Origin of the sequence: Psychroflexus aurantiacus (assembly GCF_010820555.1) — a bacterium.
GTDB classification, from domain to species: Bacteria; Bacteroidota; Bacteroidia; order Flavobacteriales; family Flavobacteriaceae; genus Psychroflexus; species Psychroflexus aurantiacus.
This window is the reverse complement of record NZ_JAAIKD010000035.1, coordinates 1-807: the sequence shown is the minus strand read 5'-3', so window position 1 is coordinate 807 and position 807 is coordinate 1. Positions and strand designations below refer to the sequence as shown.

Here is an 807-nt window from a genome sequence, read left to right as displayed (position 1 = left end):
GTTATGTGCAAGCTGAAAAAAACAACGATGAAACGACTAAATTTGATAATTTTAATAATTCTGGTTTTCACATCTAGTTGCGGAATGAAAACTAAACAAGACTTGACGAAAAATTATGACGAAAATAAGATTGAAATTCTTGAACTAAAGAATCACTTCAACAAAATTGTTCCCAAAGACTTCATAATCCGAATAAGATATAACTCATCTGATAATATTGATTTCTTTGTTTATCAACCTATGGAGAATTTAGATGAACTTGAATTGCTTTTTCAACAATGGGATTTAGATATAGACCAATATGTACCTCAAAATCCAAGAAGTGATTATGATAAAAAATATCACGGAATAACAAACTCGTTTATAGATGTTAAAGAAAAATTGAATTGGACAAATCAAACATTTATTGATTTATATAATAAATTAGAAAATGTAAATTGTATGGGTATTTCGAACGGAGACCCAACCGAAATAGAATATGGATTTAAAGGAATGGGAGTTTTTAGTTATTTAATATTTGATGAAAATTTGAATTCAGATTTACAGGAAAAATACTCGGATGATTGTTCTCAAATGTTTTACAAAGAAAATATAGTTTTAGATTATGGTAGTGGTGCAACTGGAAGTTTTTGTATTCCAGAATTTAAAAGAAAAAAGACGGAATAAAGCCAGCACATAACAGCGCATAACAAAAATGGCGAATTTATAGCTGAAACGAGAGTTTTGTGTATTTTTAGAAAGTAAAAAGTTTAACCGAAAAACTTGCGCGTTTTAAGTCGCCACTTTCGTTATGCGCGAGACGTTGTA

General features: G+C 29.4%; 1 protein-coding gene. It reads left to right on the top strand.

Annotation, left to right across the window (positions count from 1 at the left end):
* The coding region (locus tag G3567_RS13225) for a hypothetical protein (protein ID WP_205521240.1) at nucleotides 1–666 on the top strand (666 nt) is incomplete at its 5' end.
* Between the last annotated feature and the right edge of the window lie 141 nt (nucleotides 667–807).